At 71.4% G+C, this 19962-nt stretch carries 20 protein-coding genes and 1 tRNA gene; 12 read left to right on the top strand and 9 right to left on the bottom strand.

Annotation, left to right across the window (positions count from 1 at the left end):
* The first annotated feature begins 132 nt into the window (after positions 1–132).
* Entirely contained in the window at positions 133–546 is a 414-nt protein-coding gene (locus OHA89_RS19350; RefSeq protein WP_266608946.1) for a hypothetical protein, read from the top strand.
* Here the strand turns inward: OHA89_RS19350 and OHA89_RS19345 are convergent.
* From OHA89_RS19345 to OHA89_RS19335, 3 genes are read right to left on the bottom strand one after another with little or no spacing between them, the layout of a single operon-like run.
* Complete coding sequence (locus tag OHA89_RS19345; RefSeq protein WP_266608945.1) at positions 543–1301, bottom strand: RNA methyltransferase; 759 nt, start codon at positions 1299–1301, stop codon at positions 543–545. The two genes, OHA89_RS19350 and OHA89_RS19345, sit on opposite strands and share 4 nt — an antisense overlap.
* A gap of 58 nt (positions 1302–1359) precedes the next feature.
* Positions 1360–2463: an HTTM domain-containing protein gene (locus OHA89_RS19340; RefSeq protein WP_266612329.1), complete on the bottom strand. Its 1104-nt coding sequence runs from the start codon at positions 2461–2463 to the stop codon at positions 1360–1362.
* Between the two features lie 44 nt (positions 2464–2507).
* A complete protein-coding gene (locus OHA89_RS19335; RefSeq protein ID WP_257555429.1) occupies positions 2508–3170 on the bottom strand; it encodes a DUF5819 family protein in 663 nt (220 codons plus the stop codon).
* 147 nt (positions 3171–3317) lie between these two features.
* Between OHA89_RS19335 and paaA the strand changes: the two genes are divergently transcribed.
* From paaA to OHA89_RS19305, 6 genes are all read left to right on the top strand, one after another.
* On the top strand, positions 3318–4352 hold the full coding sequence (gene paaA, locus OHA89_RS19330) for a 1,2-phenylacetyl-CoA epoxidase subunit PaaA (RefSeq protein WP_374199283.1): 1035 nt from the start codon (positions 3318–3320) through the stop codon (positions 4350–4352).
* The gene (gene paaB / locus OHA89_RS19325) at positions 4349–4633 is read left to right on the top strand and encodes a 1,2-phenylacetyl-CoA epoxidase subunit PaaB (RefSeq protein WP_030009045.1); all 285 of its coding nucleotides are present in this window, start codon (positions 4349–4351) and stop codon (positions 4631–4633) included. Before paaA ends, paaB begins: the two co-directional genes overlap by 4 nt.
* 14 nt (positions 4634–4647) lie before the next feature.
* Complete coding sequence (gene paaC, locus OHA89_RS19320; RefSeq protein WP_215145081.1) at positions 4648–5355, top strand: 1,2-phenylacetyl-CoA epoxidase subunit PaaC; 708 nt, start codon at positions 4648–4650, stop codon at positions 5353–5355.
* Entirely contained in the window at positions 5349–5855 is a 507-nt protein-coding gene (gene paaD, locus OHA89_RS19315) for a 1,2-phenylacetyl-CoA epoxidase subunit PaaD (RefSeq protein ID WP_215145026.1), read from the top strand. The genes paaC and paaD overlap by 7 nt, the downstream gene beginning before the upstream one ends.
* Positions 5856–6959: a 2Fe-2S iron-sulfur cluster-binding protein gene (locus tag OHA89_RS19310; protein WP_257555425.1), complete on the top strand. Its 1104-nt coding sequence runs from the start codon at positions 5856–5858 to the stop codon at positions 6957–6959.
* An 81-nt stretch (positions 6960–7040) separates the two neighbouring features.
* A complete protein-coding gene (locus OHA89_RS19305) occupies positions 7041–8183 on the top strand; it encodes an acyl-CoA dehydrogenase family protein (protein ID WP_406366702.1) in 1143 nt (380 codons plus the stop codon).
* Between the two features lie 9 nt (positions 8184–8192).
* On the opposite strand, the gene OHA89_RS19300 is transcribed toward OHA89_RS19305, so the two are convergent.
* From OHA89_RS19300 to OHA89_RS19275, 6 genes are all read right to left on the bottom strand, one after another.
* Complete coding sequence (locus tag OHA89_RS19300) at positions 8193–8537, bottom strand: rhodanese-like domain-containing protein (RefSeq protein ID WP_266608944.1); 345 nt, start codon at positions 8535–8537, stop codon at positions 8193–8195.
* A gap of 36 nt (positions 8538–8573) precedes the next feature.
* Positions 8574–9419 carry a J domain-containing protein gene (locus OHA89_RS19295; RefSeq protein WP_215145021.1) on the bottom strand — a complete coding sequence of 282 codons (846 nt, stop codon included), beginning with the start codon at positions 9417–9419 and terminating at the stop codon, positions 8574–8576.
* A gap of 59 nt (positions 9420–9478) precedes the next feature.
* Positions 9479–10879 carry a DUF2252 domain-containing protein gene (locus OHA89_RS19290; RefSeq protein ID WP_266608943.1) on the bottom strand — a complete coding sequence of 467 codons (1401 nt, stop codon included), beginning with the start codon at positions 10877–10879 and terminating at the stop codon, positions 9479–9481.
* A 50-nt stretch (positions 10880–10929) separates the two neighbouring features.
* Positions 10930–11589 (bottom strand): response regulator transcription factor, encoded by a 660-nt coding sequence (locus OHA89_RS19285; protein ID WP_308296702.1) that lies wholly within the window; start codon positions 11587–11589, stop codon positions 10930–10932.
* Positions 11590–11597: 8 nt separating this feature from the next.
* On the bottom strand, positions 11598–13283 hold the full coding sequence (locus OHA89_RS19280) for a sensor histidine kinase (RefSeq protein WP_266608942.1): 1686 nt from the start codon (positions 13281–13283) through the stop codon (positions 11598–11600).
* 252 nt (positions 13284–13535) lie between these two features.
* A tRNA-Leu gene (locus OHA89_RS19275) sits at positions 13536–13618 on the bottom strand.
* Between the two features lie 293 nt (positions 13619–13911).
* Between OHA89_RS19275 and OHA89_RS19270 the strand changes: the two genes are divergently transcribed.
* The 5 genes from OHA89_RS19270 to OHA89_RS19250 all read left to right on the top strand — a co-directional run bounded on the left by OHA89_RS19270 (position 13912) and on the right by OHA89_RS19250 (position 19780).
* Complete coding sequence (locus tag OHA89_RS19270) at positions 13912–14757, top strand: DUF3662 and FHA domain-containing protein (RefSeq protein WP_257555416.1); 846 nt, start codon at positions 13912–13914, stop codon at positions 14755–14757.
* A 10-nt stretch (positions 14758–14767) separates the two neighbouring features.
* On the top strand, positions 14768–15265 hold the full coding sequence (locus tag OHA89_RS19265) for an FHA domain-containing protein (protein WP_215145016.1): 498 nt from the start codon (positions 14768–14770) through the stop codon (positions 15263–15265).
* A gap of 138 nt (positions 15266–15403) precedes the next feature.
* Entirely contained in the window at positions 15404–16864 is a 1461-nt protein-coding gene (locus OHA89_RS19260) for a PP2C family serine/threonine-protein phosphatase (RefSeq protein ID WP_266608941.1), read from the top strand.
* A 31-nt stretch (positions 16865–16895) separates the two neighbouring features.
* On the top strand, positions 16896–18320 hold the full coding sequence (locus tag OHA89_RS19255; protein ID WP_257555413.1) for an FtsW/RodA/SpoVE family cell cycle protein: 1425 nt from the start codon (positions 16896–16898) through the stop codon (positions 18318–18320).
* Positions 18317–19780 carry a penicillin-binding protein 2 gene (locus tag OHA89_RS19250; protein ID WP_266608939.1) on the top strand — a complete coding sequence of 488 codons (1464 nt, stop codon included), beginning with the start codon at positions 18317–18319 and terminating at the stop codon, positions 19778–19780. The genes OHA89_RS19255 and OHA89_RS19250 overlap by 4 nt, the downstream gene beginning before the upstream one ends.
* The last annotated feature ends 182 nt before the right edge of the window (positions 19781–19962 follow it).

The following is a 19962-nucleotide window of genomic DNA, read 5'->3' as shown; positions in this document are numbered from 1 at the left end:
CGCGGTATCTCCGCAGGTCAAGATGGCCATACCATCCCAGGCTCCCAGCCTAGTCCAATCCGTTGCGGTGGCGCCGGGAATTGACACAGGCTGTGTCCAAGCGAAATGCACCACCACGGAGGGGAAACCGAAATGTCTCTGCTCAAACTGCGCCGCTCGGCGCGGTCGGTCACCGTTGTCGCAGCCATGGTCGCCGGTCTTTTCCTGACGACGGCACCGTCCGCGAACGCCGCGACGGAGGGAATCACGGGAGGGTGCGAGTGGTACGGCTGCGGAACGCTGAACAACACCACCGGGCGCGGCCTGTACGCCACCCTGGAATGGGGGAACAACGACAACGACCGCTGGGCCAACGCCCGCTACGTTCCGTCCGGGACGTCCCTCGGCGGCAACGGGACCGATGTCGACGGCGTGTACATCTCCGGTGGCTGCTCGGTCAGCGGCGTGATCTACGGGGGCGCCTACAACTACCCGGTGGTCTGGTACAGCGGATGGCACAAGATCAGGACGAACGAGACCGCTTCCCTCTGGGGAATCAACTGCTAGACAGCGGTCGGTCCGCCCCAGTGGAAGAGGGTCATGGCAACCGAGGTCGCCAGGTTGTAGCTGGAGACCTGCGGGCGCATCGGCAGGGACACCAGATGGTCGGCTCGTTGCCGCAGCTCGGGTGAGATGCCGTGGCGCTCCGAGCCGAAGGCGAGCAGCGCGTCGTCCGGGAGGGTGAGGGTGCGGATGTCCTCACCCTCCGGGTCGAGCGCGTAGAGCGGCCCGGGCGGCAGTTCGTCCAGCCCGAGGCGCTCGACGGTGGTGGCGTAGTGCAGCCCGGCCCCGGCCCGGACCACGTTCGGATGCCAGGGGTCGAGGTCGCCGCGGGTGACCACGCCGGTGGCGCCGAAGCCGGCGGCGAGGCGGACGACTGCTCCGACGTTGCCGAGGTTGCGGGGGTTGTCGAGGACGACGACGGGCGCGGGGCGCGGCAGCCGGCGCAGGGCCGCGAGGCCCGCCGCCCGGTCGGGCCGTACGGCCAGGGCCGCGACCCCGGTGGGGTGCACGCGGGCCAGCAGCCCCTTCAGCGGCGCCGCCCGCACGAGCCGGGCCACGTCGGCCTCGACGTCCGGAGCCAGCTCACCGGCGAGCGCCCGTACGGCGCCGGGATCCTCGGCGACGGCCATCCGCACCTCGGCCCCGAACCGCAGGGCGTGCTTCAGCGCGTGGAACCCGTCCAGCAGCACGAGCCCGTCCTGCCCGACGGCTTCCCGCCACTGCCGCACGACCTCTTCGGGGCTCTGCTCGTCACTCATGTCTCCGAACCCTACGGTCCCGGCCCGCACCGCTGCGCGGCGCTGGCCCGCGCCCCGGTCAGCCGGGGAGGGCCGGGCTCGGCTCCGCGGGGGCCGGGGCCGGCGCAGCCGCGCTCCGCGCGGGCCGCAGCGCGGCGACCCTGGCTCCCAGCCAGACCAGGAACACCGTCGGCAGAAAGACCGCGTCGGCGGCGATCATCGCCAAGGAGAAGAACGGCAGCCCCAGCAGCACCGCGATCCCGGCATGCTCCAGCATCATCACGGCCAGCAGCACGTTCTTGATCCGCCGGTTGAACACCGTGAACGGAAACGCCACCTGCACCGCCACCGTCCCGTAGGACAGCAGCATGACCATCGTCCCGCTGCTCGCGAGCAGCGCGGACAGCCCCGGCCACGGGGTGAAGTAGTCCAGCCCGAGCGGGTAGTACAGCGCCGTCCCGTCCTGCCACCGCGATCCCTGGATCTTGTACCAGCCCGCCGTCGCGTAGATCAGGCACACCTCCGCCATGATCACCAGCATCCCGGCGTTGTGCAGCAGGTTGGCCAGCACGTCCAGGGCCGCCCGGCCCTCCCCGTCCTCCTCGTACCGGTCCACCAGCCACCACAGCCCGCAGACCACCCACACCGCCGCGAACGCCGACAGCCAGCCCGCGCTGAAGCGCCCGGTCACCGCCCCGTACGCGAACACCAGACCCGCCGCGGCCCACAGCACCGGCCCGGCGGCTCCCGCGGCAGCCGAGCCCCGCAGCCGGGACCGCCGCGCGTCCAGCGACCACACCTGCGCGCACCGGGTCAGCACCAGGTAGACCGCCATCAGGTGGATGACGTTGTCCCCGCCGTCACCCATGAACACGCTGCGGTTCTGCAGCGAGAGCACCCCGACCATGAACAGCACGGACGTGGCCCGTGTCCGCCAGCCCAGCAGCAGCCCCACGCTCGCCAGCACGGCCACCGCGTAGACGATCTCGAACCACAGCCTCGAGTCGGACCACATCAGGACCGTGAAGGCCCCGTTCGAGGCGGTCAGCCGTTCCGCCAGCGCCCAGCTCCACGGCCCGTCCGGCCCGTAGAGCTCGCCGCGGTGCGGGAACTCGCGCAGCAGGAAGAAGAGCCAGGTCCCGGCGAAGCCGATGCGGATCACGGCGCTCTGGTACGGGCCCATGGCCTGCCCGGTGACCTTCGCCAGAGCGGCCGCCAGAGCGGTTCTCACACCGTCCACCACGGCAGCTCCCGGTAGTACGTCTCGGTGTCGGTCGTCTCGTCGCTCCACTTCGGCGCGGCCACGGCCGTCGTCGCCGAGCGCAGCTGGATCCGCAGGATGTGCCCGCCGGGGTGGGCCGGGGCGAGCCGGTTCACCGCGATCCGCCGCAGGTACTGCTCGGACAGCTCACCGCGCTCGCCGTTCGGCTTGTTCTCCTCGTCGTGGGAGCCGGTGAAGAAGTCCCAGGCCCGGCGGAGCTCGTTCTGCTCCGTGTGGCTCGGCAGCAGGCTGTGCCGGATGGCCGCGCCGTCCTCGGCGCTCAGGTTGCGCCAGTCGGTGGTGACGAGCTCGCCGCCGGCCGTACGTATCTGCGCGCGCACCTCCACCGCGATGTTCTGCTGCAGCGGGTTGGGCGCGAAGAGCTTCCAGTTCTGTTCGAACTCGGGGTAGATCCAGTCGTCCACCGTCCGCGCGTGCTGCTTGCTGACCGTGTTGGACGGGGCGACGTGCAGGAAAACGAACGCGAGATGCCCGCAGGCGGCCACGGCGACGGCCCCGAGGGCCAGCGCGACGACCACCCGGTAGGGGGAGGAGAGACCCGCGATTCCGGGTGCCCGCGGGGGCGGGGGAGCGGCCCCCGCGGCGGGCTCCCGCTCGTTCGAATCCATCCCGCCCCGATCGTCCGGCATCCACAGGGTTGACCTCAGAGGTTGACACCCTACGGGCCGCCGACTCACCATTGAAGAGGATGAACCGAACGATCGGTCGGTCGGTTGGCCGGACGGTCGGCCGACACACGCAGGCAGGGGACCGCGATGGTGGCAGTGACCCCGGAGACGGGGCCGGAAACGGCCCTCGGGACAGACGGGACGGATGGCACAGGCATGGATGCTGACCTGGGCGCACAGCTCGCGGCGGCGTTCGACGCGGCCGTCGCGGCGGAGGAGCGCGTGGAGCCGCGCGACTGGATGCCCGAGGAATACCGCGCCTCCCTGGTGCGTCAGATGGCCCAGCACGCCCACTCCGAGATCATCGGCATGCAGCCCGAGGCGAACTGGATCACGCGGGCGCCCTCGCTGCGCCGCAAGGCGATCCTGATGGCCAAGGTGCAGGACGAGGCCGGCCACGGGCTGTACCTCTACAGCGCCGCGGAGACCCTGGGCACGAGCCGCGACGAGCTGCTCGACAAGCTCCACGCGGGGAAGCAGAAGTACTCCTCGATCTTCAACTACCCCACCCTGACCTGGGCGGACGTCGGCGCCATCGGCTGGCTGGTGGACGGCGCGGCGATCACCAACCAGGTGCCGATCTGCCGCTGCTCCTACGGCCCGTACGCCCGCGCCATGGTCCGGATCTGCAAGGAGGAGTCCTTCCACCAGCGCCAGGGCTTCGAGCTCCTCATGACCCTGTCCAAGGGCACCGAGGCGCAGCACGCCATGGCCCAGGACGCGGTCGACCGCTGGTGGTGGCCCTCGCTGATGATGTTCGGCCCGCCGGACGACGAGTCGGCTCACTCGGCGCAGTCGATGGCCTGGCGGATCAAGCGGCACTCGAACGACGAGCTGCGCCAGCGGTTCGTGGACATCGCCGTCCCGCAGGCGGAGGCCCTGGGCCTGACGCTGCCCGACCCGGACCTGAAGTGGAACGAGGAGCGCGGCCACCACGACTTCGGCGCCATCGACTGGGCGGAGTTCTGGAACGTGCTCAAGGGCAACGGCCCGTGCAACGAGCAGCGCCTCAGCCAGCGGCGCACGGCACACGAGGAAGGCGCCTGGGTGCGCGACGCGGCCGCGGCGTATGCGGAAAAGCAGGCGGCACACGCCGAAAAGAACGAGGAGGCACGGGTATGACGCAGAACTGGCCCCTGTGGGAGGTGTTCGTGCGCTCGCGGCGCGGCCTCTCGCACACGCACGCGGGAAGCCTGCACGCCCCGGACGCGGAGATGGCCCTGCGCAACGCCCGCGACCTCTACACCCGGCGCGGTGAGGGCATCTCCATCTGGGTGGTGCCCTCCACCGAGATCACCGCCTCCTCGCCGGACGAGCGCGACCCCTTCTTCGCCCCGTCCGCCGACAAGCCCTACCGGCACCCGACCTTCTACGACATCCCGGAGGGGGTGAGCCACCTGTGACCAGCACCGATGTCATGCCGTCGGCGGCCCTCGCCCTCGGCGACGACGCCCTGATCCTCTCCCACCGCCTCGGCGAATGGGCGGGGCACGCCCCCGTGCTGGAGGAGGAGGTCGCGCTCGCGAACATCGCCCTCGACCTGCTCGGCCAGGCCCGCATCCTGCTGACCATGGCCGGTGACGAGGACGAGCTGGCGTTCCTGCGCGAGGAGCGCTCCTTCCGCAACCTCCAGCTGGTCGAGCAGCCCAACGGCGACTTCGCCCACACCATCGCCCGCCAGCTCTTCTTCTCCTTCTACCAGCACGAGCTCTACGGGGAGCTGGCGCGCGGGGACGGCCCGTTCGCGCCGCTGGCGGCCAAGGCCGTCAAGGAGACCGCGTACCACCGCGACCACGCCGAGCAGTGGACCCTGCGGCTCGGCGACGGCACCGAGGAGAGCCGCAGGCGCATCCGCGCCGCCCTGGACGCCCTGTGGAAGTACACCGGCGAGATGTTCCAGCCGGTGGACGGCCTCGACGGCCTGGACTGGGCCGCCCTGGAAGGGCGCTGGCTGGCCGCCGTGACCGGCGTACTGGAGCGGGCCGGGCTCACGCTGCCCGAGGGGCCGCGCACCGGCGCCTGGGCGGCCGGAGCCGGGCGCCAGGGCCTGCACACCGAGCCCTTCGGCCTGCTGCTCGCCGAGATGCAGCACCTGCACCGCAGCCACCCGGGGGCGTCATGGTGACCGCCCACGCCGGTACGACGCGCCTGGAGGCGGAGCTGGCCGAGCTGGCCGGGTCCGTCCCGGACCCCGAGCTGCCCGTGCTCACCCTGGGCGAGCTCGGCGTGGTGCGCGGGGTGCGGGTGGACGAGGACGGCCGCGCCGAGGTCACCCTCACCCCCACCTACACCGGCTGCCCGGCCATCGAGGCCATGTCCGCCGACATCGAGCGGGTCCTGACCGGCCACGGGATACCCGAGGTGCGGGTGACAACCGTGCTGGCTCCCGCCTGGTCGACCGACGACATCAGCGCCGAGGGCCGCCGCAAGCTCGCCGAGTTCGGCATCGCCCCGCCGCGCCCGCACGCGGCCGGCGGGCCGGTCCCGCTGACCCTGTCGGTCCGCTGCCCGCACTGCGGGTCCACCGACACCGAACTGCTCAGCCGGTTCTCCTCCACCGCCTGCAAGGCGCTGCGCCGCTGCACCGCCTGCCGCGAACCGTTCGACCACTTCAAGGAGCTGTAGATGGCCGCACCCCGCCACGGCGCGTTCCACCCGCTGACGGTGGCTGCGGTCGAACGGCTCACCGACGACTCGGTGGCACTGACCCTGCGGGTTCCCGAGGAACTGCGCGAGGACTACCGCCACGCCCCCGGCCAGCACCTGACCCTGCGCCGCACCGCCCCCGAGGGCGGTACGGAGGTCCGCCGCACCTACTCGATCTGCTCCCCCGCCCCGGCACCCGACGGCCCGGGCCCGGCCCAGCTGCGGGTCGGCGTGCGGCTGGTGGAGGGCGGCGAGTTCTCCACCTTCGCGCACAAGGAGATCGCCGTCGGCGACGTGCTGGACGTGATGGTCCCGGCCGGGCGGTTCGTCCTGGATCCGGCCGCCGCCCCGGCCGCCGGGCACTACGCCGCGATCGTCGGCGGCAGCGGGATCACCCCCGTGCTGTCGATCGCCGCGAGCCTGCTGGCCGCCCGCCCCGACGCCCGTTTCTGCCTCGTGCGCAGCGACCGTACGGCGGCTTCGACGATGTTCCTGGAGGAGGTCGCCGACCTCAAGGACCGGTATCCGGCGCGGTTCCAGCTGGTCACGGTCCTCTCCCGGGAGGAGCAGGATTCCGGACTGCCCTCCGGACGCCTGGACGAGGAGCGGCTGGCCGCCCTGCTGCCCGCGCTGCTGCCGGTGGCGGAGGTGACGGGCTGGTTCCTGTGCGGACCGTACGGCCTGGTGCAGGGTGCAGAGCGGACACTGGGCGCGCTCGGCGTCGCCCGGACCCGGGTGCACGAGGAGATCTTCCACGTCGAGGACAGCACGGCGACGGCCCGCGCCGTCACCGCCTCGACCCCCTCCCACGGGCGGGTCACCGCACGCCTGGACGGCCGTTCCGGCACCTGGCCGGTGCGCGACGGGGAATCCCTGCTGGACGCGGTGCTCCGCAACCGCGCGGACGCCCCGTACGCCTGCAAGGGCGGGGTGTGCGGCACCTGCCGGGCGTTCCTGGTGACGGGCGAGGTCCGGATGGACCGGAACTTCGCGCTGGAGGCGGAGGAGACGGAGGCCGGGTTCGTGCTGGCCTGCCAGTCGCACCCGGTGACGGAGGAAGTGGAGATCGACTTCGACCGCTAGGGGAAGTTCCTCTGTCCAATTTCCAGAACGTGTTCTATCTTGACGCACCGTCAGACCTGAACGCGCGCGGGAGGACAGGCAGTGGACTTCACCTTCACCGAGGAGCAGCAGGCGGCCGTCGAGGCGGCGAAGGCCGTCTTCGCGGACGTCGCACCCGACGGCGTGCCCAGCCCCGCGCTCACCCCCGGGGCCGTCGCCGACGACTTCGACCGCCCGCTGTGGGCCAGGCTCGCCGGATCCGACCTGCTGAGCCTGGTCCTCGCCGAGGAGCACGGCGGCGCCGGCCTCGACACCGTCGCCCTGTGCCTGGTGCTGCGCGAGGCCGCGAAGGTACTGGCCCGGGTGCCGCTGCTGGAACACTGCGCCACCGCCATGGCCGTACAGGCCCACGGCAGCCCCGAACTGGCCGCCGCCCTGCTGCCCGGCGCCGGGCGCGGCACCCTCGTGCTGACCGCCGCCGCCCACGGCCGCTCCGGCCACGACCCGGCCGAACTCGCCGTCACCGCCCGCCGCGACGAAGACGGCTGGACCCTGGACGGCACGCAGACCGCCGTCCCCTGGGCACACAGCGCCGACTGGATCGCCGTACCGGCCCACACCGGCGAGGGCGAGGCCGTCCTCGCCCTCGTCCCGCGCACCGCCGAGGGCCTCGCCCTCGCCGAGCAGGTCTCCACCACCGGGGAGCGCCTCGCCGAACTCGCCCTGGACGGCGTACGGGTGGCCCCGACACACCTCATCGATACCCCGGACGCCTGGGAACGGCTGCGCCAGCTCCTCGCCACCGGAACCTGCGCCCTGGCCCTCGGCCTCGGCGAGGGCGTCCTCACCATGACCAGCCAGTACACGAGCAAGCGCGAACAGTTCGGCTTCCCGGTGGCCACCTTCCAGGCCGTCGCCGTCCAGGCCGCCGACCGCTACATCGACCTGCGCGCCATGGAGGTCACCCTCTGGCAGGCCGCCTGGCGGCTCGACGCCGCGACCGGCGGCGCCGGCGGCCCGCTGCCGAGCTCCGGAGACGTCGCGGTCGCCAAGATCTGGGCCTCGGAGGGCGTACGCCGGGGCGTGCAGACCGCCCAGCACCTGCACGGCGGCTTCGGCGCCGACACCGACTACCCGCTGCACCGCTACCACGCCTGGGCCAAGCAGCTCGAGCTCCAGCTCGGCCCGGCCGCAGCGCACGAGGAGGCCCTGGGCGACCTGCTGGCCGCCCACCCCCTCGCCTGACAGGAACAGCTACAGCACGAAGGCCGGGTTCCCGTTGTCCGTCACCATCGGGCGCCCGGCACCTTCCCAGGCCTGCATCCCGCCGTCGACGTTCACCGCGTCGATCTCCTGGCGCACCAGGTACTGGGTCACCTGCGCGGAACGACCGCCGACCCGGCACATCACGTACACCCGGCGACCGTCGTCGACGGCCTCGGTCAGCTCGCCGAAGCGGGCCACGAAGTCGCTCATCGGAATGTGCAGAGCACCCTCGACGTGGCCGGCAGCCCATTCGTCGTCCTCGCGGACGTCCAGGACAAAGCCTTCGGAGGGCACCGCGGCGGCGTCCACCGAGGGAAGCGGTCCGAAGTTCATACGTCGCCTTCTCTCATCGCAAACAGTGATTCCAACCTAGCCGACGCCGGGTTCGCCCCCGCCGGCGTTCGAGGCGGCAAGCGCAGCCGCCAGCTCCGCCTCACGCCCGGAGACCTGCGCCAGCAGCTGCTCCGCGATCTCCTCCAGCAGCCGGTCCGGGTCCTCGGGAGCCATCCTCAGCATCGACCCGATCGCACTGTCCTCCAGCTCCTTGGCCACGAGCGAGAGCAGCTCCTTGCGGCGCGCCAGCCACTCCAGCCGGGCGTACAGCTCCCCGCTCTCCTCCGGCTCCGCCCGCTCGGGCGCCGGACCGGCCGCCCACTCCTCGGCCAGCTCGCGCAGCAGCTGCTCCTCGCCCCGCCCGTACGCGGCGTTGACCCGCGCGATGAAGCCGTCGCGGCGCTCCCGCTCGGCCTCGTCCTGGGCGAGGTCCGGATGGGCCCGGCGCACCAGCTCGCGGTAGAGGCGGCGCACCTCCTCCGAGGGACGCACCCGCTCGGGCGGCCGCACCGACCGCTCGGTGAGCATCGCGGCCGCGTCGTCGGAGATCCCGTCCGAGTCCAGCCAGTCGTGGAACAGCTCGTCCACCCCGGGCATCGGCATGACCAGCGAGCGCGCGTCCCGCGCCCGCCTCAGGTCCTCCGGGTCCCCGGTGCGGGCCGCCTTCGCCTCGGCGATCAACGCGTCGAGTTCGTCGAGCCGCGAATACATCGGGCCGAGCTTCTGGTGGTGCAGGCGGGAGAAGTTCTCCACCTCGACCCGGAAGGTCTCCACCGCGATCTCGAACTCGATCAGCGCCTGCTCGGCGGCCCGCACGGCCCGCTCCAGGCGCGCCTCGGGTCGTTCGTCGTCGGGGACTGTGTGTTCGGTCTGCTCGCTCACCCGGCCAGCCTACGGCCCGCCACGCCGGGCGAAAGGCCCCAGACCCCGGGCGAAAGCCCTCAGACCCCGGCCTCCGCCGCGATCCGCCCCGTGCGCACCGCCGCCACCAGATCTGCGTGGTCGGCCTCGGTCCGGTCCGCGTAGGCCACCGCGAAGGCGGCCATCGCCTCGTCCAGCTCCTCGTTCTTTCCGCAGTACCCGGCGAGCAGCCGCGGATCGACGCTGTGCGCGTGCGCCCGGGCCAGCAGCGCCCCGGTCATCCGCCCGTAGTCGTCGAGCTGGGCGGGGGTCAGCGCCGCCGGATCCACACTGCCCTTGCGGTTGCGGAACTGGCGCACCTGGAAGGGGCGCCCCTCCACCGTGGTCCAGCCCAGCATGATGTCCGAGACCACCTGCATCCGCTTCTGCCCGGCCACCACCCGGCGCCCCTCGTGCTCCTCCGGCGGCGAGACGAAGCCCAGCGCGGGCAGGTGCGGCAGCAGCACCGAGGGCCGCGCCTCCTTCACCTGGAGCACCAGCGGCTCGCCCCGGTGGTCCAGCAGCAGCACCACGTACGAACGCGTGCCGACGCTGCCCGTCCCCACCACGCGGAAGGCCACGTCGTGGATCGCGTACCGGGCCATCAGCGGCAGCCGGTCGCCCTGCAGGGTCTGCAGGTACGGGCCCAGCGAGGCCGCCACGGCCTCGGCCTCCCCGTCCCCGACCCGGCGCAGCACGGGCAGCGCGTCCACGAAGCGTCGGATGCCGTCCGGTCCGGCCTCCGTCGACTTCGCGGCGAACCGCGCGGAGGTGTTGTTGCGGGCCTTCTCCGCGACCCGCTCCAGGGTGCCCAGCAGATCCCGGGCATCGGTGTGCGAGACCAGCTCCTCGTCCGCGATGGCGTTCCACGCCTCCATGGCGGGCAGCCGGGACAGCAGCCGCATGGTCCGCCGGTAGGCGCCCACCGCGTCCAGTGCGGCCTGCCGGCAGGTGTCCTCGCCCGCGCCCGCCACCCGCCCGGCCAGCACCAGCGAGGTCACCAGCCGCTTCACGTCCCACTCCCACGGGCCGAAGACGGTCTCGTCGAAGTCGTTCAGGTCGATGACCAGCCGGCCGTGCGCGTCCCCGTACAGCCCGAAGTTCGCCGCGTGCGCGTCGCCGCAGATCTGCGCGCCGACCCCGGTCACCGGCCCGCCCGACAGGTCGTGGGCCATCAGTCCGGCCGCGCCCCGCAGGAACGCGAACGGGTTCGCCGCCATCCGGCCCACCCGTATCGGCGTCAGCTCGGCGACCCGGCCGGCATTGGACTCCTCCACCGCCCGCACCGCGTCCGGGCGGCCGGCCGGCGCCTCGAAGGCGGCGTGCGCCGCCCGCGGCACCCGCAGGCGCAGCGCCTTGCCGTCCTGCTTCGGCGATCCCGCCGCCACCCGCGGCGCGAACCCCGCCACCTCCGGGATCCGCTGTCCCACTACCGCCGCCATTGCGCCGCCCCCACCCGTACGTTGATCGCCTTCGAACGGGCTGACGGTATCTACAGCCCGGCGTCCCTGGCCAGCAACGCCGCCTGAACCCGGTTCTCGCAGCCCAGCTTCGCCAGGATCCGGCTCACATACGTCTTCACCGTCGCCTCGCTCATGTGCAGCCGCCGCCCCGCGTCCGCGTTCGACAGCCCCTCCCCCAACAACGCGAGCACCCCGCGCTCGCGTTCACTCAGCTCCGCGACCTGCCGCCGGGCCTCCTCGCCCCGTACGACGGCCTTCCCCGACGCCAGCTGGTCGACCACGTGCCGGGTCGCCGCCGGTGACAGGTACGCGTCGCCCGCCGCGGCCGCCCGTACGGCACCGATCAGCTCGCCCGGCGCCGAGTCCTTCAGCAGGAACCCCGCACCGCCCTGGCCCAGCGCCCGCAGCACGTTCTCCTTCTCCCCGAAGGTGGTCAGGATCAGCGCCCGCACCTCCGGCGCGGCCCGCCCCAGCTCCCCCAGCGCGGTCAGCCCGTCCATCACCGGCATCTGGATGTCCAGCAGCACCACGTCCGGCGCGTGCGCGCGGGCCAGATCCACCGCCTCCCTGCCGTTCGCCGCCTCCGCCACGACCTCGATGTCCGACGCCGAGGTCAGGATCATCCTGATCCCCGCCCGGATCAGCGGCTCGTCGTCTGCGATCACCACGCGGATCACTTCGGCTGTCACCCGTGCTCCTACTGCTTGACCTCGTAAGCCTGCTTGTCCACGAGCTTGCCGTCCTCGAAACAGAACCGGAAGATCATGTCCGTCCCCAGCGCCGACGGCTGATCCTTCGCCAGCACCGCCAGACACTCCGAACCCTCCGGCCGCGGCGGCCCCTTGCGGTCCGCCCCGGGCGTCAGGAAATTCTCGCCGGACGGCAGCCGGTCCCGGACAGCCTGCTCCGACTCTCCCACCCGCACCGAGTCGAAGACGGCACGGTCGACCATCGAGTCGCCCATCGCGCCCACCACCAGCAGCACCCCCGCCCCCAGCACGATCACCATCAGCACCACCGCCGCGAAGGCGATGCCGCAGCCCAGCGCGAACCCGCCGGTCCGGCTGCGCCCCGGTACGGCCAGCTCCCGGTCCACCGCCGCCCAGTCCATCGGCGGCACACCCCGCAGCCCCCGCGCCTGCGCCTGCTGCCCGAAGTCGTCGGCCACGTCCCCCGCCCCGGCCGGCTCCGCCCCGTACGGCAGCACCCCGGCCACCCGGAACCCGCCGCCCTCGGTCCCGCCCGCGTGCACCATCCCGCCGACCAGCCGCGCCCGCTCGCGCAGCCCCGTCAGCCCCTGCCCGCCCGACACCACCTCGCCGGCCCCCGGACCGGCCGCCGGCCCGTTGGCGATCTCCACCACCAGCGAATCGTCCTCGTACCGCAGCTCCACCGTGATCGGCGCCCCCGGCGCGTGCTTGTACGCGTTCGTCAGGGCCTCCTGCACGATCCTGTACGCCGCGTGGTCGCAGGCAGCCACCAGCGGCCGCGGCTGACCCGAGGTGGACATCCGTACGTCGGTCCCCGCGCCCCGCGCCGCCTCCACGACCCCCGCGATCCCGGCCACCCCTCGCGCCGCGGGCTGCGCCGCCTCCTCCACCGGAACGGGCGCCTCGACCCCGTCCCGCAGGATCCCGACGACCTCGCGCAGCTCGTGCATCGCCGCCACCGAGGCCTGCCGCAGCACACCCACCGCCTCCCGCTGCCGGTCGGTGAGCTTCGGATCCACCTCCAGCGCACCGGTGTGCACCGAGATCAGCGCCAGCTGGTGGCCCAGGCTGTCGTGCATGTCCTGCGCGATCCGCTGCCGCTCGCGCAGCCTCGCCTGCCCCGCGACCATCGCCCGCTCGCGCATCAGCTGCCCGTTGCGCTCCTGGAGCGCGCGCAGCAGCGTCCGGCGCTGCGACCAGTACCGGCTGGCCAGACCCGGCATCACCGTCGTCGCCAGGAACATCAGCGTGGAGAACACCATCACCAGCAGCGGCCGCATCTGCGACCACTCGTGGATCACCCCGAGGCCGACCGACGCCACGAACGCCAGCGTGAAGGCGGCCCCCGCGCGCCCCACCCCGACGATCCGGCGCCCCGCCGACCAGCCCAGCAGACACGTGACCAGGAACGAGCCGGGCAGGAACACGCTCACCGCCGAACCCACCACCAGCGTCGCCGCCGGCAGCCTGCGCCGCAGCAGCGTGAGCACGATCACGACCAAGGCGCTCGCCAGCATCCGCCGCCCGGACCCGTTGTCGAGCTCGTCGACGCCCAGACCGAGCAGCGCCAGCACCCCGGCGATCGCCAGGTCACCCACGAGCATCCGCCGGGTCCAGGGCTCCGGCCCCCTCAGCCAGTCCCAGCCCGCACGCGTCATCGCCTTCGCATCCACCCGACCGACCCTAGACACCCCGGCACACCACCGGCCGCCCTCTTTCGTCGCGCCCCGAGCGACGAAAGTCGGACGGCCGACCGCGAACCACGTGTCCTGGATCACTCCTTGGCCGTCCGGAGGCCACACGGCCCGCACCGGGCACGGCAGTTGATCTCCGAAAAACCGGAGATCCGAAAAACCGGAGATCCGCACATGCGGAAACACGAAACGGCCGCCACCGCTTTCGCGATGACGACCGTTTCGTCGATGTGGGCGAGGGGGGATTTGAACCCCCACGTCCCGAAGGACACTGGCACCTGAAGCCAGCGCGTCTGCCGTTCCGCCACTCGCCCGAGCAGCTCCCCAGTGGTTCTTCCCTTTCGGGCCGTTCCCCTGGCGACGTCGAAACATTAGCACGTAGGACGGGGTGGAATCACATCGCTTTCCCCGCACCCCCGCACCCCTCGGAGGACGGCCCCTCCCACACTCCGCTCCCGGTGCGGGACACTGTCCCTGAGGCCCCCCTACGATCCCCTGTGAGGACCAACACTCGTCCTCACAGGACCGATGGGGAACCACCCGAATCCGCCACGCGTGGATACGATCAGTAAGCAGTACAGGGCGACAACGACGGAGGAGGTGCCCCATGGGAGTTCTGAAGCGGTTCGAGCAGCGACTCGAAGGTCTGGTGAACGGCACCTTCGCCAAGGTGTTCAAGTCCGAGGTCCAGCCGGTGGAGATCGCCGGCGCCCTCCAGCGGGAGTGCGACAACAACGCAACCATCTGGAACCGCGAGCGGACCGTCGTCCCCAACGACTTCATCGTCGAGCTCAGCGCCGGCGACTACGACCGCCTGAGCCCCTACTCCGGGCAGCTCGGCGACGAGCTCGCGGGCCTCGTCCGCGACTACGCCAAGCAGCAGCGCTACAGCTTCATGGGCCCCATCAAGGTCCACCTGGAGAAGGCCGACGACCTCGACACCGGGCTCTACCGGGTCCGCAGCCGTACCCTGGCTTCCAGCACCTCCCAGCCGCAGGCCCCCCAGGGCCGGCCGCAGGGCGGTCCGGCAGGCCAGGCCGGCCAGGGCGGCTACGGCTACCCGCCGGTCGCCGCCCCGCCCATGCCCAGCGCCCCGCCCCCCGGCGGACCAGGCGCCCGCCGGCCCGCCGGCGGACCGGGCCCGGCAGCACCCGTACCGACCTCGGGCGCCCCACGGCGCCACTGGATCGAGATCAACGGCACCCGCCACCAGATCTCGCGCCCCACGCTCGTACTCGGCCGAAGCACCGAAGCCGACGTGCGGATCGACGACCCCGGCGTATCGCGCCGGCACTGTGAGATCCGGACCGGAACGCCCTCGACGATCCAGGATCTCGGATCCACCAACGGCATCGTGGTGGACGGGCAGCACACCACCCGCGCTACGCTCCGCGACGGCTCGCGGATCGTCGTGGGCAGCACGACCATCATTTACCGGCAAGCCGAAGGGTGAAGCGGGGGCAATGTCAGAGCTGACCCTGACGGTCATGCGGCTGGGTTTCCTAGCCGTTCTGTGGCTGTTCGTCATCGTGGCCGTCCAGGTCATCCGCAGCGACCTCTTCGGAACGAGAGTCACGCAGCGCGGCTCACGCCGCGGCGGCGCGGGCACCGCCCCGCAGCAGGCCGGCCGGCAGGCCGCGCCACCGCAGCAGCGCCAGCGCCGCGGTGCGCCCACCAAGCTCGTCGTCTCCGAGGGCACCCTCACGGGAACCACGGTGGCCCTCGCCGGCCAGACGATCACGCTGGGCCGCGCCCACGACTCCACCATCGTGCTGGACGACGACTACGCGTCCAGCCGCCATGCCAGGATCTATCCCGACCGTGACGGCCAGTGGATCGTCGAGGATCTCGGGTCCACCAACGGCACGTATCTCGACCGGACCCGGCTGACCACCCCGACGCCCATTCCGCCGGGCGCCCCGATCCGCATCGGCAAGACCGTCATCGAGCTGCGGAAGTAGTACGAGAATGAGCGAGCGGAGCGAGCGCGCGGCGGTGATCCGTCCCACCGAGGACACGGACACGTGCGCGCTCCCGACCGGAGGGTGGGCAGTGTGGCTCGAGACCGGTTGTACCCGGAGCCGACCGGCGAGGTGCGCATGAGTCTGTCCCTGCGGTTCGCCGCCGGATCGCACAAAGGCATGATCCGCGAGGGCAACGAGGACTCCGGCTACGCCGGGCCACGCCTCCTCGCGATCGCCGACGGCATGGGAGGCCAGGCCGCCGGCGAGGTCGCGAGCTCCGAGGTGATCTCCACCCTCGTGCAGCTCGACGACGACGTCCCGGGCTCCGACATCCTCACCTCCCTCGCCACGGCAGTGCAGCGCGCCAACGACCAGCTGCGCGTCATGGTCGAGGAGGATCCCCAGCTCGAGGGCATGGGCACCACCCTGACCGCCCTGCTGTGGACCGGCCAGCGCCTCGGCCTCGTCCACGTCGGCGACTCCCGCGCCTACCTGCTGCGCGACGGCGTCCTCACGCAGATCACCCAGGACCACACCTGGGTGCAGCGCCTCGTCGACGAGGGCCGCATCACCGAAGAGGAAGCCACCACGCACCCGCAGCGCTCGCTGCTGATGCGGGCCCTCGGCAGCGGCGACATCGTCGAACCCGACCTCTCCATCCGCGAGGTCCGCGCCGGCGACCGCTACCTCATCTGCTCCGACGGACTCTCCGGCGTGGTCTCCCACCAGACCCTCGAAGAGACCCTCGCCGACTACCACGGCCCCCGCGAGACCGTGCAGTCGCTCATCCAGCTCGCCCTGCGCGGCGGCGGACCCGACAACATCACCTGCATCGTCGCCGACGTCCTCGACACCGACAGCGGAGACACCCTCGCCGCCCAGGTCAACGACACCCCGGTCGTCGTCGGCGCGGTCGCCGAGAACCAGCACCAGCTCTTCGACGGCGGCAACGCCATGCAGACCCCGGCCGGCCGCGCCTCGGGTCTCGGCCGCCAGGCCGGCCCGCCCGCCGGCGCCTTCGGCCCCCCCGGCAGCGGCGAGGCCAACGGCTACGGCTACTCCGACCAGGGCCAGGCCGGCGGCGCGTACGGCAGCTTCGGCGAAGCCGAGGCCTACGACGGCGACTCCGAGTACGAGGACACGTACGACCACCCCCGCAGGCGCCGCGGCAAAGGGCGCAAGTGGGCCACCCGTACGCTGACCCTGCTCCTCGTCGCCGGCGTCGTCGGCGGCGGCCTCTACGCGGGCTGGCGCTGGACCCAGACCCAGTTCTACGTCGGCGTCAAGGGCGAGCACGTCGCGCTCTTCCGCGGCATCAGCCAGAAGCTCGGGCCGCTGGAGCTCTCCAAGGTGGAGACCGACCGCCCCGACATCGAACTGAAGTACCTCCCGCCCTTCAAGCGCAAGCAGGTCGAGGCCACCATCAGCGAAGGCAGCCTCGACGGCGCCCGCGAGAAGCTCGACGACCTCGGCGTCCAGGTCTCCGCCTGCAAGAAGGACGAGGAACGCCGCAACGCCGAGGCGCAGAACCAAACACCCGGCTCCACTCTGACTCCCGCGGAGCAGCAAGTGGTCAGCCTGTGCGGAAAGCAGTAGACACCCGCGGGCACAGGGGGCCTGCCACACCATGAGCGTTGTCACCAACACGACCACCATCGGCGCCATCGAGGCGCCGAGCCGGCGGAACACCGAGCTCCTGCTGCTCGGCTTCGCCGTGGTCATCCCGATGTTCGCCTACGCCAACGTGGGCCTCGCGATCAACGGCAGCCTGCCGCCCGGCATGGTGCTCTACGGCCTGGGCCTCGCCGCCCTCGCCGGGGTCGCGCACGTCGTCGTACGCCGCTACGCCAAGTACGCCGACCCGCTGCTGCTGCCGCTGGCCATCCTCCTCAACGGGCTCGGCCTCGTACTGATCTGGCGACTCGACCAGTCCGAACGGCTGCAGAACCTCGCCAAGCGCTCCTTCGGTGCCTTCACCCCCTCCGCACCCCGCCAGATGATGTACACGGCGCTGGCCATCGCCCTGTTCGCCGCCGTGCTGCTCATCCTCAAGGACCACCGCGTCCTGCAGCGCTTCACGTACATCTCCATGGCCGGCGCCCTGATCCTGCTGATCCTGCCCGTCATCCCGGGCCTCGGCGCCGACGTCTTCGGCGCCAAGATCTGGATCAGCGTCGGCGGCTTCTCCATCCAGCCCGGCGAGTTCGCGAAGATCGTCATCGCCATCTTCTTCGCCGGCTACCTCATGGTGAAACGTGACGCCCTGGCCCTGGCCAGCCGCCGCTTCATGGGCCTCTACCTGCCGCGCGGCCGCGACCTCGGCCCCATCCTGATGATCTGGGCGATGAGCCTGCTCGTCCTCGTCTTCGAGAACGACCTCGGCACCTCGCTGCTCTTCTTCGGCATGTTCGTGATCATGCTGTACGTCGCCACCGAGCGCACCAGCTGGATCGTCATCGGCCTGCTCATGTCCGTCGGCGGCGCCGTCGTCGTCGCCACCTTCGCCAGCCACGTCAAGGTCCGCGTCACCGCCTGGCTCGACCCCTTCGCCTGTTACACCACCTCCGGCGCCTGCGAGCAGGTCGGACAGTCGATCATGAGCTTCGGCTCCGGCGGCGTCCTCGGCGCCGGGTGGGGCCAGGGCAACTCCGACCTCATCGGCTTCGCCGCCAACTCCGACTTCATCTTCTCCACCGTCGGCGAGGAACTCGGCCTCACCGGCGTGATGGCCTTCCTCCTGCTCTACGGCCTCATCATCGAGCGGGGCGTCCGCACCGCCCTCGCCGCCCGCGACCCCTTCGGCAAGCTCTTCGCCATCGGCCTCTCCGGCGCCTTCGCCCTCCAGATCTTCGTCGTCGCCGGCGGAGTCATGGGCCTCATCCCCCTCACCGGCATGACGATGCCCTTCCTCGCCTCCGGCGGCTCCTCCGTCCTCGCGAACTGGGTCCTCATCGCCATCCTCATCCGGATCAGCGACACCGCACGCCGACCTGCCCCGGCCCCCGCCCCGTCCCCCGACTCCGAGATGACCCAGGTGGTCCGCCCGTCATGAACAAGCCCCTGCGCCGCATCTCGCTGTTCTGCGGGCTGCTCGTCCTCGCGCTGCTGATCCGGACCAACTGGCTGCAGTACGTCCAGGCCGAGGAACTCAGCACCCGCAAGGAAAACCGCCGGGTCCAGATCGCCCAGTACGCCACCGAACGCGGCAACATCATCGTCAAGGGCGAGCCGATCACCGGCTCGAAGGTCACCAACGGCAGCGACTACAAGTTCAAGCGGACCTACACCAACGGCGAACTCTGGGCCCCCGTCACCGGGTACGCCTCGCAGGCCTTCGGCTCCACCCAACTCGAATCCCTCGAGGACGGCATCCTCACCGGCAACGACGACCGGCTGTTCTTCGACCGCACCATCGGCATGTTCACCGGGGAGAAGAAGCAGGGCGGCAACGTCGTCACCACGCTCAACCCCGACGCCCAGGTGGCCGCCTTCGAGGCACTCGGCAAGAAGAAGGGCGCGGTCGCCGCCATCGACCCGCGCACCGGCGCCATCCTGGCCCTCGTCTCCACCCCCTCGTACGACCCCAGCCGCTTCGCCGGCAACTCCAAGGACGACGAGAAGGCCTGGGTCGAGCTCAAGGACAGCGAGGACAAGAACCTCGTCAACCGCGCCCTGCGCGAGACCTACCCGCCCGGCTCCACCTTCAAGGTTGTCACCGCCGCCGCCGCCCTCGAACACGGCGTCGTCACCGACATCAACGCCCCGACGGACACCCCGGACCCGTACTTCCTGCCCGGCACCAAGACCGAGATGATCAACCACGCCAAGGGCTGCAAGGAAGCGAGCCTCAACAAGGCGCTCGAAGTCTCCTGCAACTCCGTCTTCGCGAACATGGGCGACAAGGTCACCCGCGACAAGATGGTGGAGACCTCGGAGAAGTTCGGCTTCAACAACGACAAGATCGACATCCCGGTCCGAGCCTTCGCCAGCGTCTACGACAAGAAGATGGGCAAGGACGGCAACGCCCAGAGCTCCATCGGGCAGTTCAACACCGCCGCCACCCCGCTGCAGATGGCCATGGTCACCGCCGCGATCGCCAACGACGGCAAGCTGATGAAGCCGTACATGGTCGACCACCTCACCGCGCCGAACCTCGACATGATCGAGAAGCACTCGCCGCAGGAAATGAGCCGGCCCCTCTCCGCCGCCAACGCGCAGAAGGTCCAGGAGATGATGGTCAACGTCGTCGACAACGGCACCGGCACCAAGGCCAAGATCAAGGACGTCAAGGTCGGCGGCAAGACCGGAACCGCCCAGCACGGCGAGGGCAACAAGAAGCGCCCCTACGCCTGGTTCATCTCCTACGCGGAGGGCAAGGACGGCAGCTCCCCCGTCGCCGTCGCCGTCGTCATCGAGGACAGCGAAGCGGACCGCGAGGACATCAGCGGCGGCGGCCTCGCCGCCCCCGTCGCGAAGGCCGTCATGGAAGCCGTACTGAAGAGCCAGGGATGACCCAGGGATGACGGACCGCCGGAACCACGTGATCCACGTCACTGATCCCGGCCGGATCCGAGCGTACGGTACCGGTCCAGTATCAGCCTGTGGCCGCGAACCGATCACAGACGATCGGCCGGTAGCCTTTGCGCGAACAGCACACCGCCGGACCACACACAGGTGCGGTCGGGACTGACGGA

This window comes from Streptomyces sp. NBC_01546, from assembly GCF_045208355.1.
Taxonomy (GTDB): Bacteria; Actinomycetota; Actinomycetes; order Streptomycetales; family Streptomycetaceae; genus Streptomyces.
This window is presented reverse-complemented; position numbering and strand designations above follow the sequence as displayed.

What these genes read in the sequence shown, in the direction of transcription:
- paaB (WP_030009045.1), top strand. Translation starts at nt 4,349, where the DNA reads ATGACGCAGAACTGGCCCCTGTGGGAGGTGTTCGTGCGCTCGCGGCGC.
- OHA89_RS19335 (WP_257555429.1), bottom strand. Translation starts at nt 3,170, where the DNA reads ATGGATTCGAACGAGCGGGAGCCCGCCGCGGGGGCCGCTCCCCCGCCC.
- OHA89_RS19310 (WP_257555425.1), top strand. Translation starts at nt 5,856, where the DNA reads ATGGCCGCACCCCGCCACGGCGCGTTCCACCCGCTGACGGTGGCTGCG.
- OHA89_RS19260 (WP_266608941.1), top strand. Translation starts at nt 15,404, where the DNA reads ATGAGTCTGTCCCTGCGGTTCGCCGCCGGATCGCACAAAGGCATGATC.
- OHA89_RS19290 (WP_266608943.1), bottom strand. Translation starts at nt 10,879, where the DNA reads ATGGCGGCGGTAGTGGGACAGCGGATCCCGGAGGTGGCGGGGTTCGCG.
- OHA89_RS19300 (WP_266608944.1), bottom strand. Translation starts at nt 8,537, where the DNA reads ATGAACTTCGGACCGCTTCCCTCGGTGGACGCCGCCGCGGTGCCCTCC.
- OHA89_RS19265 (WP_215145016.1), top strand. Translation starts at nt 14,768, where the DNA reads ATGTCAGAGCTGACCCTGACGGTCATGCGGCTGGGTTTCCTAGCCGTT.
- OHA89_RS19255 (WP_257555413.1), top strand. Translation starts at nt 16,896, where the DNA reads ATGAGCGTTGTCACCAACACGACCACCATCGGCGCCATCGAGGCGCCG.
- paaD (WP_215145026.1), top strand. Translation starts at nt 5,349, where the DNA reads ATGGTGACCGCCCACGCCGGTACGACGCGCCTGGAGGCGGAGCTGGCC.
- OHA89_RS19270 (WP_257555416.1), top strand. Translation starts at nt 13,912, where the DNA reads ATGGGAGTTCTGAAGCGGTTCGAGCAGCGACTCGAAGGTCTGGTGAAC.
- OHA89_RS19350 (WP_266608946.1), top strand. Translation starts at nt 133, where the DNA reads ATGTCTCTGCTCAAACTGCGCCGCTCGGCGCGGTCGGTCACCGTTGTC.
- OHA89_RS19250 (WP_266608939.1), top strand. Translation starts at nt 18,317, where the DNA reads ATGAACAAGCCCCTGCGCCGCATCTCGCTGTTCTGCGGGCTGCTCGTC.
- OHA89_RS19340 (WP_266612329.1), bottom strand. Translation starts at nt 2,463, where the DNA reads ATGGGCCCGTACCAGAGCGCCGTGATCCGCATCGGCTTCGCCGGGACC.
- paaA (WP_374199283.1), top strand. Translation starts at nt 3,318, where the DNA reads ATGGTGGCAGTGACCCCGGAGACGGGGCCGGAAACGGCCCTCGGGACA.
- OHA89_RS19345 (WP_266608945.1), bottom strand. Translation starts at nt 1,301, where the DNA reads ATGAGTGACGAGCAGAGCCCCGAAGAGGTCGTGCGGCAGTGGCGGGAA.
- paaC (WP_215145081.1), top strand. Translation starts at nt 4,648, where the DNA reads ATGCCGTCGGCGGCCCTCGCCCTCGGCGACGACGCCCTGATCCTCTCC.